The organism is Brevundimonas sp. C43 (assembly GCF_030732185.1).
Classification (GTDB): Bacteria; Pseudomonadota; Alphaproteobacteria; order Caulobacterales; family Caulobacteraceae; genus Brevundimonas; species Brevundimonas diminuta_C.
Window position 1 is genome coordinate 343,598 of the sequence record NZ_CP132231.1, and the last position, 16,631, is coordinate 360,228.

Sequence of the window (16,631 nt, forward strand, 5' to 3'; positions counted from 1 at the left end):
GCATTTGTGGCGTCATGTCAGACGCATCCGGTCGATTCGATCCGCCGAACAGCCGCCCGGCGCGAGAGCCGATGTTCAACGTGCCGCTGGTCGTGCTGCTGATAGCGGTATCGATGCCGACGCTCTTTTTCTTCCAGCGCGACCTGCCGGACATGGGCATGAGCATGGCGTTCGCGCCCATTGATCTGGAGCAGGGGCGGTGGGGCGGGCTGCTGACGGCCATGCTGCTGCACGGCGGCTGGACACACGCGATCATGAATGCGGTGGCGGCGCTGGCGTTCGGGACGCCGGTGGCGCGGTTGTTCGGGACCAAGGTTGGTCCGACGGTCTTTCTGCTCTTCTATCTGGTGTGCGGCGTCCTGGCGTCGCTGGGCTATGGCTTGATCCACTGGGGATCCAGCGAGCCGATGGTCGGCGCGTCCGGCGCCGTCTTCGGCCTGATCGGCGCCGCAACGCGACTGCTGGGTGGACAGGGCAGGGTGCTGCCGATGGGCGATCGCCGCGTGATCGGCGCAGCCATCACCTGGATGGCGGTCAACGCCGTGACCGGAATGATCGGCGGACTACCCGGCGCCGAAGGGGCCAGGATCGCCTGGGAGGCCCACGCGGTCGGCTTCGTCGTCGGCTTTCTGGCCGTCGGTCCCTTGGGGCGGATGTTCGGAAACGGCGCCGCGCCTCATCGCTGAGGCGCGTTGATTCCGGACGGGGGCTGAGCGATCATCGCTTCCTGAGCGGCCCTGTCGCCAATTCCGGCCCTGCGGTCGTCTCCTATAGAGAGAAGGGACCGCGATGTTCGTCGCCGAAATCCTCAAGACCAAGGGAAACGCCGTCTTCTCCATCGCGCCGGATATGACGGTGACGCAGGCGTGCGCAGAATTGGAGCAGAAGCGGGTCGGGGCTTTGGTCGTCTGTGACGGCGATCAGGTGGTCGGGGTGTTTTCCGAACGCGATGTGGTCAAGGCGCTGGCGGCCGATGGCGCCGATGCGCTGGCCCGTCCGGTCGCCGACTATATGACGGCCAAGGTGATCTATGCCGAACCGGCCGAGGAGATGTCGGCATTAATGACCCGCATGACCGATCGGCGCATCCGGCATCTGCCAGTCATGCAGGCGGATCGTCTGGTCGGCGTCATCTCCATCGGCGACGTGGTGAAATGCCAGATCGCCGAACACGTCCATGAGGCCGAGAGCTTGCGGACCTATATTGCAGGCTGAGAAGGGCGCGCGCCGTTTGCCGATTCCGGTTTTGCGAGAAACTTCCCCTCTCGTGTCAGAATCCGCTTGCTGACAAATCAGCCTCTCCGTATAGAGCCGCCTCGCTCGGAAACGGGCTGGCCGACGGGGCCGCGGGGGTGAAGATCTCCTAGGTCCCACGGAAGAAAGAAGCGAAAAACTTCTTGCTTTCATCGGTTGGTTTCACTAGGTTCCGCGCTCCAATCGAATCGCCGACGGGTTTTTAGAGGTAAGCCTCGCTTTCCTCCGGTGGTTTCTTGCGGTCTGAAGGGTTCGCTCTTCTCTCCGAAAGATCTCTGAAAAGAGCGGTTGACACGGGGTTTGCGGTTCTCTAAATCGCCGCCTCCGCCGACGACACGGCGTTAAACGGTCGGGCCTCTCCGGAGGTTCCTGGGTCTTTGACATTGTTGATTTGGAAAGAGAAACGCAGGCGGCGGTGTTCTTGCGATGACCCTAGAAGGTCATCATACGACACTGACTATCTGCGGTCTTTTTGAAAAGATACCATGCGTCGGTCTTCGGATCGATGACGTGGGAACTCGTCAATAAAATACGTAGAACTAATGCCAAGGACGACTTCGGTCGATCCGATGCTTAGGTCAGAAGTCAACTCAACCTGAGAGTTTGATCCTGGCTCAGAGCGAACGCTGGCGGCAGGCCTAACACATGCAAGTCGAACGAACTCTTCGGAGTTAGTGGCGGACGGGTGAGTAACACGTGGGAACGTGCCTTTAGGTTCGGAATAACTCAGGGAAACTTGTGCTAATACCGAATGTGCCCTTCGGGGGAAAGATTTATCGCCTTTAGAGCGGCCCGCGTCTGATTAGCTAGTTGGTGAGGTAAAGGCTCACCAAGGCGACGATCAGTAGCTGGTCTGAGAGGATGATCAGCCACATTGGGACTGAGACACGGCCCAAACTCCTACGGGAGGCAGCAGTGGGGAATCTTGCGCAATGGGCGAAAGCCTGACGCAGCCATGCCGCGTGAATGATGAAGGTCTTAGGATTGTAAAATTCTTTCACCGGGGACGATAATGACGGTACCCGGAGAAGAAGCCCCGGCTAACTTCGTGCCAGCAGCCGCGGTAATACGAAGGGGGCTAGCGTTGCTCGGAATTACTGGGCGTAAAGGGAGCGTAGGCGGACATTTAAGTCAGGGGTGAAATCCCGGGGCTCAACCTCGGAATTGCCTTTGATACTGGGTGTCTTGAGTATGAGAGAGGTGTGTGGAACTCCGAGTGTAGAGGTGAAATTCGTAGATATTCGGAAGAACACCAGTGGCGAAGGCGACACACTGGCTCATTACTGACGCTGAGGCTCGAAAGCGTGGGGAGCAAACAGGATTAGATACCCTGGTAGTCCACGCCGTAAACGATGATTGCTAGTTGTCGGGATGCATGCATTTCGGTGACGCAGCTAACGCATTAAGCAATCCGCCTGGGGAGTACGGTCGCAAGATTAAAACTCAAAGGAATTGACGGGGGCCCGCACAAGCGGTGGAGCATGTGGTTTAATTCGAAGCAACGCGCAGAACCTTACCACCTTTTGACATGCCTGGACCGCCACGGAGACGTGGCTTTCCCTTCGGGGACTAGGACACAGGTGCTGCATGGCTGTCGTCAGCTCGTGTCGTGAGATGTTGGGTTAAGTCCCGCAACGAGCGCAACCCTCGCCATTAGTTGCCATCATTTAGTTGGGAACTCTAATGGGACTGCCGGTGCTAAGCCGGAGGAAGGTGGGGATGACGTCAAGTCCTCATGGCCCTTACAGGGTGGGCTACACACGTGCTACAATGGCGACTACAGAGGGTTAATCCTTAAAAGTCGTCTCAGTTCGGATTGTCCTCTGCAACTCGAGGGCATGAAGTTGGAATCGCTAGTAATCGCGGATCAGCATGCCGCGGTGAATACGTTCCCGGGCCTTGTACACACCGCCCGTCACACCATGGGAGTTGGTTCTACCCGAAGGCGCTGCGCTGACCGCAAGGAGGCAGGCGACCACGGTAGGGTCAGCGACTGGGGTGAAGTCGTAACAAGGTAGCCGTAGGGGAACCTGCGGCTGGATCACCTCCTTTCTAAGGATGCTTCTCCAGGCCGTCTCTCACGAGACTGTCTATTGAGGCTCCAATAAACGGCGGAACGCCGCCGTCTCCGTTTCTCTTTCCACTTTCGTCATCGACGCCTCGACCATACGGATCGTTGAGTTGGTGACGCGATCGCGAGCCTGGGTGTTTATGACCCGGCTGTCGCTGCCATAGGCCCGTAGCTCAGGTGGTTAGAGCGTACGCCTGATAAGCGTAAGGTCGGCAGTTCGAGTCTGCCCGGGCCTACCAGCCCTGCTGGACTCCAGCCTTGGACAGTATCGTATGACAGCTCTCCTGGGCTTCGCACCATTCCTGATGGAATGGGGCCATAGCTCAGTTGGTAGAGCGCCTGCTTTGCAAGCAGGATGTCGTCGGTTCGACTCCGTCTGGCTCCACCAGGATCTTGTGATCGCATTCAAGTTTGCCGTCGGCCTTCGGGTTGGCGTGCATTGATATCGTAAAGGAAGAACGTGACCGGCTCCCCTGAGCTTTGAGGTCTTGTTCGAGAAGAAGACATTGTCTGACAAAAATCAGGCTTGGTCCCCCGGCATCTTTCCAGTCGGGCGGAATAAACCAAGCATGAGTTTTGCTGAGAAACGATCAAACGTTGAAGGGCTTCTGACGGATGCCTTGGCGTAGAGAGGCGATGAAGGACGTGGCAAGCTGCGATAAGAACCGGGGAGGCGCTAGCACCCTTTGATCCGGTTATTTCCGAATGGGGAAACCCACCTTTACAGTCTTCCAACTCTGTTTCTTCGGAAGCAGCGATTGGCGGATTGTTGAAAGGTATAATGAGCTGAATACATAGGCTTCATTAAGCGAACCCGGGGAACTGAAACATCTCAGTACCCGGAGGAAAGGACATCAACCGAGACTCCCGTAGTAGTGGCGAGCGAACCGGGACCAGGCCAGTGCTCTTGTGAAATAAAGACGAACGATCTGGAAAGGTCGGCCATAGTGGGTGAAAGCCCCGTAGTCATCAAACAGCAAGAGACTCGAGTAGGGCGGGACACGTGAAATCCTGTCTGAACATGGGGGGACCACCCTCCAAGCCTAAGTACTCCTCTACGACCGATAGTGAACAAGTACCGTGAGGGAAAGGTGAAAAGCACCCCGACAAGGGGAGTGAAACAGATCCTGAAATCGGAAGCCTACAAGCAGTCGGAGCCGCCAAGCGCGGTGACGGCGTACCTTTTGTATAATGGGTCAGCGACTTCATGTGTCGAGCAAGCTTAAGCCGTTAGGTGTAGGCGCAGCGAAAGCGAGTCTGAATAGGGCGCTAAGTTCGACGTATGACGACCCGAAACCAGGTGATCTATCCATGAGCAGGTTGAAGGTTGGGTAACACCAACTGGAGGACCGAACCCGTGAATGTTGAAAAATTCTGGGATGACTTGTGGATAGGGGTGAAAGGCCAATCAAACCTGGACATAGCTGGTTCTCCGCGAAATCTATTTAGGTAGAGCGTCCGACGAATTCCTTGGGGGGTAGAGCACTGGATGGTTGCGGGCTGCGCGAGCGGTACCAATACTAACCAAACTCCGAATACCCAAGAGAACTATCGGGCAGACACACGGCGGGTGCTAACGTCCGTCGTGAAAAGGGAAACAACCCTAACCATCATCTAAGGCCCCCAAGTCACGGCTAAGTGGGAAACGATGTGGGATTGCTTTGACAATCAGGAGGTTGGCTTAGAAGCAGCCATCCTTTAAAGAAAGCGTAACAGCTCACTGATCAAGCGATCCTGCGCGGAAAATGTAACGGGGCTCAAGCCGTGCGCCGAAGATATGGGTTTGCAGTTTACTGCAAGCGGTAGCGGAGCGTTCCGTAGGCCGGTGAAGGTCAGGCGTGAGCCTGGCTGGAGGTATCGGAAGTGAGAATGCTGACATGAGTAACGATAAGAGTGTGAGAGACACTCTCGCCGAAAGACCAAGGGTTCCTGCGTAAAGCTAATCTGCGCAGGGTTAGTCGGCCCCTAAGGCGAGGCTGAAAAGCGTAGTCGATGGGAAGCAGGTAAATATTCCTGCACCAGCTGGAAGTGACGGATGGCTTAACTCGTACCCACTTATTGGATTGTGTGTGCGGGGGCGTTGTCCCAGGAAATAACTCCAGCAGAGACCGTACCCGAAACCGACACAGGTGGTCAGGTAGAGCATACCAAGGCGTTTGAGAGAACTATGCTGAAGGAACTCGGCAAATTGCACGCGTAACTTCGGAATAAGCGTGACTCACCTTGCGCAAGCAGGACTGAGTGGCACAAGCCAGGGGGTAGCGACTGTTTAGCAAAAACACAGGGCTCTGCGAAGCAGCAATGCGACGTATAGGGTCTGACGCCTGCCCGGTGCCTGAAGGTTAAAGGGAGATGTGAAAGCGTCGAACTGAAGCCCAGGTAAACGGCGGCCGTAACTATAACGGTCCTAAGGTAGCGAAATTCCTTGTCGGGTAAGTTCCGACCTGCACGAATGGCGTAACGACTTCCCCACTGTCTCCAGCATAGGCTCAGTGAAATTGAATTCCCCGTGAAGATGCGGGGTTCCCGCGGTCAGACGGAAAGACCCTATGAACCTTTACTATAGCTTCGCCTTGGCGTTAGCGACCGTATGTGTAGGATAGGTGGGAGACTATGAAACCGGGGCGCCAGCTCTGGTGGAGTCGTCCTTGAAATACCACCCTTACTGTCGTTGACGTCTAACCGAGGGCCGTTATCCGGTCCCGGGACATGGCGTGGTGGGTAGTTTGACTGGGGCGGTCGCCTCCTAAAGTGTAACGGAGGCGCGCGATGGTGGGCTCAGACCGGTCGGAAATCGGTCGTCGAGTGCAATGGCATAAGCCCGCCTGACTGCGAGACTGACAAGTCGAGCAGAGACGAAAGTCGGCCATAGTGATCCGGTGGTCCCGAGTGGAAGGGCCATCGCTCAACGGATAAAAGGTACTCTAGGGATAACAGGCTGATTTTGCCCAAGAGTCCATATCGACGGCAAAGTTTGGCACCTCGATGTCGGCTCATCACATCCTGGGGCTGGAGCAGGTCCCAAGGGTATGGCTGTTCGCCATTTAAAGTGGTACGTGAGCTGGGTTCAGAACGTCGTGAGACAGTTTGGTCCCTATCTGCCGTGGGTGTTCGAAGCTTGAGAGGATCTGTCCCTAGTACGAGAGGACCGGGATGGACATACCTCTGGTGTACCTGTCATGGCGCCAGCTGTGCAGCAGGGTAGCTAAGTATGGAATAGATAACCGCTGAAAGCATCTAAGCGGGAAACTAACCTCAAAACAAGGCTTCGCTGAGGATCGTGGAAGACTACCACGTTGATAGGCCAGGTGTGGAAGTGGGGCGACCCATGAAGCTTACTGGTACTAATAATCCGATCGGTTTGATCGTTTCTCAGCAAAACTCATTCGATGATTGCTCCTTGACCAGAGCAATCTAAGACAATGTCTTCTCATCCTTGTTCAGGCTATCGCGCTTCGCGCTGCTTGAGCTTGGATTTGCAATCCTTCTGTCCCCCTGGTTGACCTGGTGGCTATGTCGGAGGTTCCCCACCCGATCCCATTCCGAACTCGGTCGTTAAGCCCTCCAGAGCCAATGGTACTTCGTCTCAAGGCGCGGGAGAGTAGGTCGCCGCCGGGTCTACCAGGCGGACAGAATGATTGCGCAGCCCTAGCGGGCTCTTCTCGAACCGTTCTTCCTTCTCGATACACTACCGTTTGCCGCGGGATGGAGCAGCCCGGTAGCTCGTCAGGCTCATAACCTGAAGGTCGTAGGTTCAAATCCTACTCCCGCACCCAACTTCGTAGTATTTTCGCCGTCTTGGTTCACCAAGGCGGCGATTTTGCCTTGTACGGTCAAGGCAAACTTTCCTCGCTGTTCCAGCGGTGTGACAACCACGGTTTCAATCAACTTGCGCACCAGGTCTCGGGCCTCGGCCGCGGCCTCGCTGTCGCTGCGAGCCAAGGCGCGCTCCAGCGAGTCCACGACGGTCCGGTAATGCTCGGCCACGCGAGGATGCAGGGCGACGACCGACGCCGCCGGCGCTTGAATCAGCTCTCCTTCAATCTGTGTCCTCCGCGCCTCCAGCGCCTCCAGCGCGTCCAGGCGATCCTTGACTGCAGCGCCCGTAAGTACGCCATCGGCGATCTGGTCGACCAGACGTTCGGCGCGGCCCTTCACTTCTGCAATGTCACTGTCGAGTTTTGTTCGAGCTTGGGCAATTCTACGCGCACCATTCCGCGCTGTGAACCTCGGCTCTTCGACAGCCAGCGCCACGCGTTCCGGTGCTAGCAGTCGGTTCTTGATCGCGGCTAGGACGCGCGCTTCAATCTCGGCGCTCTTGATCTCTCGACCTTTTGTGCGTGCCAGTTTTTCGCGGTCTCGTCGCCATGAGCACATAAAGCGTTGGTCGGCGCCGCTTCGGATCATCGGGCCGCCACAAACCCCGCAGGTCAGTTTTCCGCTCAGTAAGTGCCGGGGTCGAACGGCTATGCGCGGGGAGGGCCCCCGTGACGATAAGGTGTTTTCCGCGTAGCGATGCTGAACTTTCGCCCATAGTGCTTCGGAGATGATCCGAAGATGCGGCACCTCGGTCCGAAAAATTTCCTCAGGATCCGCCGTTCGCGCCTGGCGCTTTCCTGTGCGCCTGTCCTTGACCCAGGTTTGACGACCAAAAACCAGGACGCCGCGATACAACTCATTATGGATGACTCCATTGCCGCGCTCGGCATTGCCGTTGATCGTCGACGCGTTCCAACTTCCGCCTCGCGGGCCGGGTATGCTGCGCCGATTCAAGTCGCTTACGATCGCCCGAGGCGATTGGCCGGCGGCGTAGCGCCGAAAGATATCTCTGACGACTTCTGCTTCACCAGGATCGATATCGCGAAGGCCACGGATCGGTTCGCCGATGGCATCGACTTCTCGCCTGATTTTGTAGCCGTAGACACGGCCTCCGGTATGACGACCGGACCGGACGACGCCTTGAAGTCCGCGCCTTGTCTTTCGTCCTGTCTCGCGCAGCTGAAGGGCGTTCAAAGTCCCCATCAACCCAATCTGTAGCTCGGATATGTCGCCTTCGGAGATTGTGCGGATTTTGACGCCGTAAAACCGCAAGTCTTCGAACAGAGCCGCGACATCGGCTTGGGACCGAGAAAGGCGATCTAACGCTTCACAAAGCACGACTTCGAACTCGCCGTTCTTCGCGCCGCGCGTCAGGCTATGCAGTCCGGGCCGGTTTGCTGCGGACCCTCCCGAGATGGCTGCGTCCTCAAACGTCGCAACGATCTTGGTCGCGTCCTTCGCTGCAAAGGATCGGCACGTCGCAAACTGATCCGCGATCGAAGCGACGTTTTGAAGGTCGGTCGAGTAACGGGCATATAGGGCTGCACGCATCAGCTTAGGCTCCGGGCGATGGAAGATCGCCACGGTGCATATCGAGCGTCATACGCGCAAGGATGCGAGCCAAGTCGTCGAGAAGGCACTCGGCGACTGCAACACGGATGCTCGGCCAAATCCCATCGCAGACACTAATCGCGCGAGCGGTGTTGAGTATGATCTCAGTGGATTCGACTGCAGAATCCTGCGAAGGGGGTAAGGCCGTAGCCTCGTCGTAGGATTGGCGATGGCATAATGTTGGAGTGGTTGGGGTAAACCTCTCCAAACAGATAGTGGTGGTGGCTTCTGTTGAAGCCTCTATTGAGCCATTCATTATCCTAAACGCGCGGTTAAATTAAACGATGGTTCAGGATCAGTCTTACGGCTCGATCAGATTGCAAAGCCGTCGGTTAAGGGAAGGTTAAGGCGGCGGTGCGGTCTGATTGAACAACTCAGACAGCCCACAGCCCAGGCCAGCTGCTAGAGCGTAGACCGCCTTGATGCCAACGTTGCGTTCGCCGCGCTCAATGCCGCCGATATAATTTCGGTGGAGCCCGGCTCTGTCCGCCAGCTCCTCTTGGCTGAGGCCGAGCGCAATGCGTCGCGTCCTGACGGCGCGGCCAAAACTCAGCAGTTCAGCGTCAACTTCCACACAACCGCACTTGCGGCTGCCGCCCGATCTTCACTGCACACTATCAGTGTGATTTCTGCGAGAGGTGTGATGGCTAATTTTATCGATATCTCCGAGACGAGCTCCGAACTGCAGCTCATGATCGGAACAGGGTCGCATCTGAACCCAGCAGAGCTCGACCCGTTGATCATGCTTGCATCGCCTAGGATTATGCAGACCGCCGCCCGTGAAGGCTTGAACGACGACGCGCTCACGATCCTTTCGCTATTGCTGATGGTGTGGGTTCCACAGCTACGGGACAATCCCGACAATGGGGGGTTGGTGAAGACGACCCGAGGATCTGGCCGACCTTTCAGAATGGCTGGTGGACAGGGTGCTAGCGTCCCTACAGGCGCTAGGTCCGCATATCCTGATCGATGACCTCGCCCTGTTTGCTGAAGGGGATCTGAAGATTGGCTTGGCGCCTCTGCTCCATCATGGCGGCGCTGACTGCGGCGATATGCTGATCCGGTATTGGAGAGCTCACTATGTGATGAGAATGGGGCCCAAGCTCGAGGCTGCCGAGGAGACCGTCGCGGAGGGGTTGGCGCGAGCGAGGGATCTTGTTGGCGCCGAGGAGCGCGTGGCGAGGCTCAAGGCTCGCTGGGACGCCTATCGAGCCCAGCGAGACGGTTTTGCGCACTACACGGTGTACGGCGCCGGCGCAGACCTGGCCGCTTTCGTGGATGACGTCTCGACGCTAGAGGGATTGTACGACGCAGTGGTTGGTCTGATCGACCCCGCCAATCATGGGCCGCTGACCTTTGCTTAGGGATGCGGCCTTCTTCCGTGTACCAAGCTTCAGGCTCTCGCGATCAGTGCGGCTGAGCTGCAGCTAAACCCGGTCGAGGCGAGGGGTGTTCGCCTTTGAAAGGCAGGCATTCGGACGTGTGTCTCGGTCGCCTTGCCGCCCCGCAGCTTTGGTCACGTGACATGCTGCCGTATACGAGACCCACAGACTTTGCTGGGAGACGCCTCATGATGGATGTTCTTATATTCGCGGCCGGTGGGGTCACCGCATTGGTCATAGCCTGGTTGGTCCAGACCATTTTTCGAGGGCTCATAGAAGGTATGAATGGCGCGACTAGCCGGCGTAAAAAAGGTCGGAGTGGCAGCTGGTTCCGCATGTGGGTCGATGTCTTGACACCGCGTTCCTCCGGCACGGAGGATGTACAGCCCTCGTCGCGGTAGCCCTGCGCGTGCCGGACGAGCGCAGCCGGATCAACGCGAGAGAACTAGGTCAATAAGACTTGCTTGGCTCGTCATGATCGCCGGCGCGGGGCTTTCGATCACACAGCGCTCGCACCATTTTGGAGATCACCGTCTTGATGGCGAGGACCCCCACGATGGTGAACGAGAACACCAAAGCCATCTGCACAAAGTTCATCTGAAAAGATTGCAGCTCAGCGTCGCTCACCGTCGTTCTCCTAGTTAGTTGGGCAGCCAAATCTTCCATCTCGAATGCCATCTGAAACACAGCCTAAAGGCCGCTGGCCCGTGGTCTAAACGATGGAACCAGACGACAAAAAACGTCTAACCCCAGTGGGGGCCATTAGGAATATCATCCTGTGAAGGATGATGCACACCTTACGCACACCTGCGGTAGGATTAGGTTATTGTAAAACAACACAAAAACGCGGGCGCAAAATGGGTTACGGGTAACCTAGAAATCTGCAGGGCTGATTTATCGCAAGAAAACAGAAGATTGTATGGGTTGCGCGTAACCCATTTAAAGACACGTATCTGTTCGCCAGCTTAGCTTCGCCTATCATGGCGGCAGGGGTCCTGATCATGAAGTGGAGATTTCGTGATAGCGATCCTGACAAGCCTTTAGGTCGCCCGTGGCGACTATCGGAAATCCCGCGTCTTTGGTCTGATCGTGTCGAGATGAAGATCGGGAATGTAGATGTCCCGGACCTTGATCGCGCGAGGGGGCGCGTCGCGCGCATCCGGCGACCCGCCGCGATGGAATTCGTCGCCGCGCCCGTGGGGCAGGGGGAAGGCTTCGCCCCGGTCGCCCACCGAGGCCAACAGGGCCGAGGCGTCGTGAAGTCGGGTCGCGACAATGTGGACGACGTCGCCCTCACGCTGAACCTTGCCGTCGACGACCAGCATGGAGGCCGACAGCACGATGCGGCGCTGCTGTTCGTAGAGGCTGGGCCAGATGACCAGATTGGCCACGCCGGTCTCGTCCTCGATGGTGATGAACATGACCCCTTTGGCGCTGCCGGGCTTCTGACGGACCAGTACGAGGCCCGCCACACGCGTGAGCCGACCATCGCGCATGGCCGTCCCATCGGCGCAGGTCATGACGTGGCGTGACTGCAGATCGCCGCGCAGGAAGCTCAGCGGATGATCGCGCAGCGTCAGGCCGATGTGGCTGTAGTCCTCGACCACTTCTCGTCCGGGCGTCATCGGCTTGAGGCCCGGATCGGGCTCCACGATTTCCGGCTGCTGGTCGTGAGCGTCGGCGGCGGCGAACAGGGGGAGGGGGTCGTCCCGCAGCCCCTTGATGGCCCATAGCGCATCCCGACGGTCGAAGGAAAGGGCTGGGCGGAAGGCGTCGGCCTCCGCTAGGCGGACAAGGCTGGCGACCTGGGCGCCGGCGCGTCGCCACAGGTCGTCGACGGAGTGGAAGGCGCCATCCGTCCGCGCCGCCAGGAGGCGGGCGGCGTCGCCGTTCACCAAGCCGCGCACCATGCGAAGGCCCAAGCGGACGGCAAAGCGTCCATCCTCGCCCTCAGGCTCAAGAGTGCAGTCCCAGCGGCTGGCGTTGACGCAGACGGGCCGGATCTCGACGCCGTGCTGCTGGGCGTCACGGACGATCTGCGCCGGCGCATAGAAGCCCATGGGCTGGGCGTTCAGCAGCGCGGCGCAGAAGACATCCGGGTGATGGCATTTGAGCCAAGAGGAGGCATAAGCGATCAGGGCGAAGGAGGCCGCATGGCTTTCCGGAAAGCCGTAGGAGCCGAAGCCCTCAAGCTGGCTGAAGGTCTTCTCGGCGAAGGCGGCGTCATAGCCACGCTCGACCATGCCGCTGATCAGCTTGTCCTTGAAATGGCTGACCCCGCCGGTGAACTTGAAGGTCGCCATGGCCCGGCGGAGCTGGTCCGCTTCCGAAGCGGTGAAGCCGGCGCATTCGATCGCGACGCGCATGGCCTGTTCCTGGAAGAGGGGCACGCCCAAGGTCTTGCCCAACACCTTTTCCAGCTCGGGCTTGGGGTAGACGACGTCCTCCTTGCCCTCTCTGCGGCGCAGATAGGGATGGACCATGTCGCCCTGGATCGGGCCGGGGCGGACGATGGCGACCTCGATGACCAGATCGTAGAAGGTGCGGGGCTTGATGCGCGGGAGCATGGCCATCTGGGCCCGGCTCTCGATCTGGAAGACCCCGAGCGTGTCGGCCTTGCGGATCATCGCATAGGTCCTGGGGTCCTCGGCCGGGATGGTGGCGAGGTCGAGCGCGATCCCCTTGTGCTCGGCCAGGAGGTCGAAGCCGCGCTTCATGCAGCTGAGCATGCCGAGCGCCAGCACATCGACCTTCATGAACTTCAGGACGTCGATGTCATCCTTGTCCCATTCGATGACCTGGCGATCCTTCATCGCCGCTGGCTCGATCGGGACCAGGTCGTCAAGGCGATCGTGGGTCAGGACGAAGCCGCCGGGGTGCTGGCTGAGGTGGCGCGGGGCGCCGATCAACTGGCGCGAAAGCTCCAGCGCCAGGCGAAGCCGCCGGTCCTCCAGATTGAGGTTTAGGTCCGCGACGTGCTTGTCCTCGACGCCCTCGCTGGAATAGCTCCAGACTTGGGACGACAGGGTCTTGATCAGGTCTTCGCTAAGCCCCAGCGCCTTGCCGACGTCGCGCAGGGCGCCGCGCGAGCGATAGCGTGTGACGACGGAGCAGAGGGCCGCATGGTTGCGGCCGTAGGTCTCGAAGATCCACTGCATGACGACCTCGCGCCGCTCATGCTCGAAACCGACATCGATGTCTGGCGGCTCGCGGCGCTCCTGGCTGACGAAGCGTTCGAACAACAGATCATTGCGGCCCGGGTCGATCGAGGTGATGCCCAGCACGTAGCAGACGGCGGAGTTGGCGGCCGAACCGCGACCCTGGCACAGGATGTCCTGGCTGCGGGCGAAGCGCACGATCGAATGGACCGTCAGGAAGTAGGGGGCGTAGTCGAGCTGGCCGATCAGATCGAGTTCGTGCCGAAGCGTCTTGCGCACCCTGTCCGGCAGCCCTTCCGGATAGCGATCGGCGGCCCCGGCCCAAGTCAGCTGTTCCAGCGTTTGCTGCGGCGTCATGCCCGGCGTTGAGACCTCGTCGGGATACTGATAGGCCAGTTCGTCGAGCGAGAACCGGCAGCGGTCGGCGATCTCGACCGAGCGGGCAAGCGCCTCGGGATAGGCCTTGAACAGGCGGTGCATCTCGTGGGGCGGCTTCAGATAGCGATCCGCATGGCGTTCGCGCCGAAAGCCTAGCTCGTCGATCGTGCAGCCGTGCCTCACGCAGGTGACCACGTCCTGCAAGAGGCGTTGGTCAGGATGATGAAACAGGACATCGTTGGTCACGACGGTCGGCACGCCCGCCTGGACGGCGAGATTTGACAGGTCGTGGAGCCGCAGCGCATCGCCGGGGCGTCGTCGCAGCGTCAGGGCGAGATAGGCGCCCGCGGGAAAGGTCGCCTTCAGCCGTCGCAGATTGACGGCGCAGGCCTCGTCCGCCTCTTCCGGAACCAAGATGGCGATCAGGCCCTCCGACCAGTCTTTCAGGTCCGACCAGTCGAGGTGGCATTTGGCCTTGCCGGCGCGGCGTTTCCCCAGCGAGAGCAGGCGCGTCAGTCGGGAATAGGCCGGCCGATCGGTCGGATAGACGAGCACGCCCGTCCCATCGATCAGATCAAGCCTGCTGCCCACGATCAGCCGGACGTCGGAGGCCTTGGCCGCCTCATGGGCGCGGACGATCCCGGCCAGCGAGTTGCGATCCACGATGGCGAGGGCCTCAAGCCCGCACAGCCGCGCCTGTTCGAACAGCAGCTCGCAACTGCTGGCGCCGCGCAGGAAGGAAAAGTGCGAAGTGGCTTGAAGCTCGACGTAGGACATAGCGATTTGGCGGCTGTTCGATCTTCCCGACAACACTCCGGCGAGCCGAATGGCAAGCGTCGCCTTGGACAAATGTTTTCTTTTTGTTCTCGTCTTGATATGCAGGCTGCATGTCCGGCGTCGCCACCCGCAAGATCATCCACGTGGACATGGACGCCTTCTTCGCCTCCGTGGAACAGAGGGATGATCCCGCCCTGCGCGGTCGCCCCGTGGCAGTCGGTCATGCGGCGGCGCGCGGCGTGGTCGCCGCCGCCAGCTATGAGGCGCGGCGGTTCGGGGTGCGGTCAGCCATGCCCTCGACGACCGCCCAGCGGAAATGTCCGGACCTCGTTTTCGTCCCGCCGCGCTTCGAGGTCTATCGCGCGGTGTCGACGCAGATCCATGCGATCTTTTCGGACTACACCCATCTGATCGAACCCCTGTCGCTGGACGAGGCCTATCTCGATGTGACGGCGGACAGGCGAGGCCTCGGGACCGCCTCGGCGAGGGCGGAAGAGATCCGGCGGCGTATCTTCGAGGAGACCGGCCTGACGGCTTCGGCAGGCGTTTCCTACAACAAGTTTCTGGCCAAGCTGGCGTCGGACCAGAACAAGCCGAACGGTCAGTTCGTCGTGGCGCCCGGGCGCGGCGAGGCCTTCGTCGAGGATTTGCCGGTCCAGCGCTTCCACGGTGTGGGGCCGGTGACCGCCGCCAAGATGGAAGGGCTGGGGATCCGCACCGGCGCGGATCTGCGCCGCCAGTCCCTGGCCTTTCTCCAGCATCATTTCGGCAAGTCCGGGCCCTGGTATTACGCCATCGCGCGCGGGCAGGACGACCGGGCGGTCAATCCGGACCGGACGCGCAAATCGAGCGGGTCGGAAACCACCTTCGCCTCCGACCTGACTGATCCGGACGCGATAGAGGCCGGGGTGGCGGCCATGGCCGACGATGTCTGGGCCTAGTGCGAGAAGACCGGCAGTCGCGGACGGACGGTCACCGTCAAGGTCAAATGGGCGGACTTCCAGCAGTCGACGCGAAGCCGGTCCCAGTCCGAGCCCGTGGCCTCCCGCCAGACCCTGCACGAGGTCAGTCGGGTGCTGGTTCGGTCCCTCTACCCGCCAAGCCGGGGCGTGCGCCTGGTTGGTGTGAGCCTGTCCAATCTGGAGACGACCGGCGCCGCGGCGAACCAATTGGCCCTGTCGTGATCGAACTATCGCAGATCGACCTGTTTGGCGATGCACCGTCGCGGACGCCCGTGGTGGCCGGCTTTGACTATTGGGCAGACGTCCTGTCGGCGCCCGAGCAGGCCGCGCTTGTCGCCGCGCTCCAGACTCTGGCGTTCAAACCCTATGAACATCTGGGTTATCTGGGCCATCGCCGGATTGCCGCCTTTGACCGCAAGCGAGATGGGCCTGAGTGGCCAACGTTTCTCTCGACCCTAATGGTGCGCTTGGCGGGTCGTCTCGATCTGGACGGCGCGGCCTTCGTCCAGGTTCTGGTCAATGAATATGCGCCAGGCGCCGGAATCGGCTGGCATCGCGACCGACCCGTCTACGGCGAAATCCTGGGCCTGTCCCTGCTCGCGCCCTGCGTGATGCGGCTGCGCCGTCGCCAGGGGGCGGTCTTTCTGCGCCGAAATGCGGCGCTGACGAGCGGCTCGGTCTATCGCCTGTCGGGAGAGGCGCGCGCCGCCTGGGAGCATTCGATCACGCCGATGACGGCCTTGCGCTATTCCATCACCTTCCGGACCCTGGCCGCCTGACGATTGCTGGGTCGATTGACGTCCAGCGGTCCGGATCGGTTGGGTCAGGCGAGATCGATCCAGACCGGCGCGTGGTCGCTCGCGCCCTCGGCGCCGCCCACCGCGCGGTCGACCCCGGCGTCGGTCAGCCGTTCCGCCGCAAGGCCGTTGAGCAGCACATGGTCGATCCGCAGACCGGCGTCGCGGGGCCAGGCGTCTCGGAAATAGGACCAGAAGGTCCAGGGCGGGGGATCGTGCGGGAAGCGCTCGCGCAGGGCGTCGGTCCAGCCCTGGTCGAGCAGGCGCTTGAAGGCGGCGCGGCTTTCGGGCTGAAGCAGGGCGTCGGCCTTCCACGAACGGGTGTTGTAGATATCGGCGTCGGTCGGAACGACATTGTAGTCGCCGCAGAGAACGACCGGCGCTTTGGTCGAATAAAGCGACGCCGCATGGGCGATCAGCCG

The 16,631-nt window shown here is 60.0% G+C and carries 10 protein-coding genes, 3 tRNA genes, 3 rRNA genes and 1 pseudogene; 12 read left to right on the forward strand and 5 right to left on the reverse strand.

Annotated features, from left to right (window positions below; all coding sequences use genetic code 11):
• The first annotated feature begins 14 nt into the window (after positions 1–14).
• From Q9R14_RS01775 to Q9R14_RS01810, 8 genes are all read left to right on the forward strand, one after another.
• Positions 15–686 (forward strand): rhomboid family intramembrane serine protease, encoded by a 672-nt coding sequence (locus Q9R14_RS01775; protein ID WP_306003262.1) that lies wholly within the window; start codon positions 15–17, stop codon positions 684–686.
• 103 nt (positions 687–789) lie between these two features.
• Positions 790–1,215: a CBS domain-containing protein gene (locus Q9R14_RS01780; protein ID WP_306003263.1), complete on the forward strand. Its 426-nt coding sequence runs from the start codon at positions 790–792 to the stop codon at positions 1,213–1,215.
• A 630-nt stretch (positions 1,216–1,845) separates the two neighbouring features.
• A 16S ribosomal RNA gene (locus Q9R14_RS01785) occupies positions 1,846–3,306 on the forward strand.
• Between the two features lie 181 nt (positions 3,307–3,487).
• Positions 3,488–3,564, forward strand: a tRNA-Ile gene (locus Q9R14_RS01790).
• A gap of 73 nt (positions 3,565–3,637) precedes the next feature.
• A tRNA-Ala gene (locus Q9R14_RS01795) sits at positions 3,638–3,713 on the forward strand.
• Between the two features lie 200 nt (positions 3,714–3,913).
• Positions 3,914–6,694 (forward strand): 23S ribosomal RNA (locus Q9R14_RS01800).
• A gap of 134 nt (positions 6,695–6,828) precedes the next feature.
• Positions 6,829–6,943 (forward strand): 5S ribosomal RNA (rrf, locus tag Q9R14_RS01805).
• The 16S, 23S and 5S rRNA genes sit together here with 3 tRNA genes alongside, the layout of an rRNA operon.
• A gap of 81 nt (positions 6,944–7,024) precedes the next feature.
• Positions 7,025–7,101: transfer RNA gene (locus Q9R14_RS01810), tRNA-Met, on the forward strand.
• On the opposite strand, the gene Q9R14_RS16330 is transcribed toward Q9R14_RS01810, so the two are convergent.
• Together Q9R14_RS16330 and Q9R14_RS01820 are read right to left on the reverse strand one after the other, a co-directional pair.
• Positions 7,058–8,695 carry a recombinase family protein gene (locus Q9R14_RS16330; protein ID WP_371929774.1) on the reverse strand — a complete coding sequence of 546 codons (1,638 nt, stop codon included), beginning with the start codon at positions 8,693–8,695 and terminating at the stop codon, positions 7,058–7,060. The two genes, Q9R14_RS01810 and Q9R14_RS16330, sit on opposite strands and share 44 nt — an antisense overlap.
• Positions 8,696–9,098: 403 nt before the next feature.
• Positions 9,099–9,329, reverse strand: coding sequence for a helix-turn-helix transcriptional regulator (locus tag Q9R14_RS01820; RefSeq protein ID WP_306003265.1), 231 nt, complete (start codon positions 9,327–9,329; stop codon positions 9,099–9,101).
• Between the two features lie 517 nt (positions 9,330–9,846).
• Between Q9R14_RS01820 and Q9R14_RS01825 the strand changes: the two genes are divergently transcribed.
• Positions 9,847–10,119, forward strand: a complete 273-nt coding sequence (locus tag Q9R14_RS01825; protein ID WP_306003266.1) for a hypothetical protein — start codon at positions 9,847–9,849, stop codon at positions 10,117–10,119.
• Positions 10,120–10,587: 468 nt separating this feature from the next.
• Here Q9R14_RS01825 and Q9R14_RS01830 read toward each other — a convergent pair whose 3' ends face one another.
• The gene (locus Q9R14_RS01830; RefSeq protein WP_306003267.1) at positions 10,588–10,764 is read right to left on the reverse strand and encodes a hypothetical protein; all 177 of its coding nucleotides are present in this window, start codon (positions 10,762–10,764) and stop codon (positions 10,588–10,590) included.
• A 431-nt stretch (positions 10,765–11,195) separates the two neighbouring features.
• The gene (locus tag Q9R14_RS01835) at positions 11,196–14,450 is read right to left on the reverse strand and encodes an error-prone DNA polymerase (RefSeq protein ID WP_306003268.1); all 3,255 of its coding nucleotides are present in this window, start codon (positions 14,448–14,450) and stop codon (positions 11,196–11,198) included.
• 110 nt (positions 14,451–14,560) lie between these two features.
• Between Q9R14_RS01835 and dinB the strand changes: the two genes are divergently transcribed.
• From dinB to Q9R14_RS01845, 3 genes and pseudogenes are all read left to right on the forward strand, one after another.
• Positions 14,561–15,391: a DNA polymerase IV gene (gene dinB / locus Q9R14_RS01840; RefSeq protein ID WP_371929744.1), complete on the forward strand. Its 831-nt coding sequence runs from the start codon at positions 14,561–14,563 to the stop codon at positions 15,389–15,391.
• A 15-nt stretch (positions 15,392–15,406) separates the two neighbouring features.
• Positions 15,407–15,634 (forward strand): annotated as a pseudogene (locus Q9R14_RS16335) (DNA polymerase IV); the annotation flags it as partial.
• The gene (locus Q9R14_RS01845) at positions 15,631–16,191 is read left to right on the forward strand and encodes an alpha-ketoglutarate-dependent dioxygenase AlkB (protein WP_306003269.1); all 561 of its coding nucleotides are present in this window, start codon (positions 15,631–15,633) and stop codon (positions 16,189–16,191) included. The pseudogene Q9R14_RS16335 and the gene Q9R14_RS01845, both read left to right, overlap by 4 nt.
• A 44-nt stretch (positions 16,192–16,235) precedes the next feature.
• Here Q9R14_RS01845 and Q9R14_RS01850 read toward each other — a convergent pair whose 3' ends face one another.
• A complete protein-coding gene (locus tag Q9R14_RS01850; RefSeq protein WP_371929775.1) occupies positions 16,236–16,628 on the reverse strand; it encodes an exodeoxyribonuclease III in 393 nt (130 codons plus the stop codon).
• Positions 16,629–16,631: the final 3 nt, after the last annotated feature.

What these genes read in the sequence shown, in the direction of transcription:
- Q9R14_RS01775 (WP_306003262.1), top strand. Translation starts at nt 15, where the DNA reads ATGTCAGACGCATCCGGTCGATTCGATCCGCCGAACAGCCGCCCGGCG.
- Q9R14_RS01780 (WP_306003263.1), top strand. Translation starts at nt 790, where the DNA reads ATGTTCGTCGCCGAAATCCTCAAGACCAAGGGAAACGCCGTCTTCTCC.
- Q9R14_RS16330 (WP_371929774.1), bottom strand. Translation starts at nt 8,695, where the DNA reads ATGCGTGCAGCCCTATATGCCCGTTACTCGACCGACCTTCAAAACGTC.
- Q9R14_RS01825 (WP_306003266.1), top strand. Translation starts at nt 9,847, where the DNA reads ATGGGGCCCAAGCTCGAGGCTGCCGAGGAGACCGTCGCGGAGGGGTTG.
- Q9R14_RS01835 (WP_306003268.1), bottom strand. Translation starts at nt 14,450, where the DNA reads ATGTCCTACGTCGAGCTTCAAGCCACTTCGCACTTTTCCTTCCTGCGC.
- dinB (WP_371929744.1), top strand. Translation starts at nt 14,561, where the DNA reads ATGTCCGGCGTCGCCACCCGCAAGATCATCCACGTGGACATGGACGCC.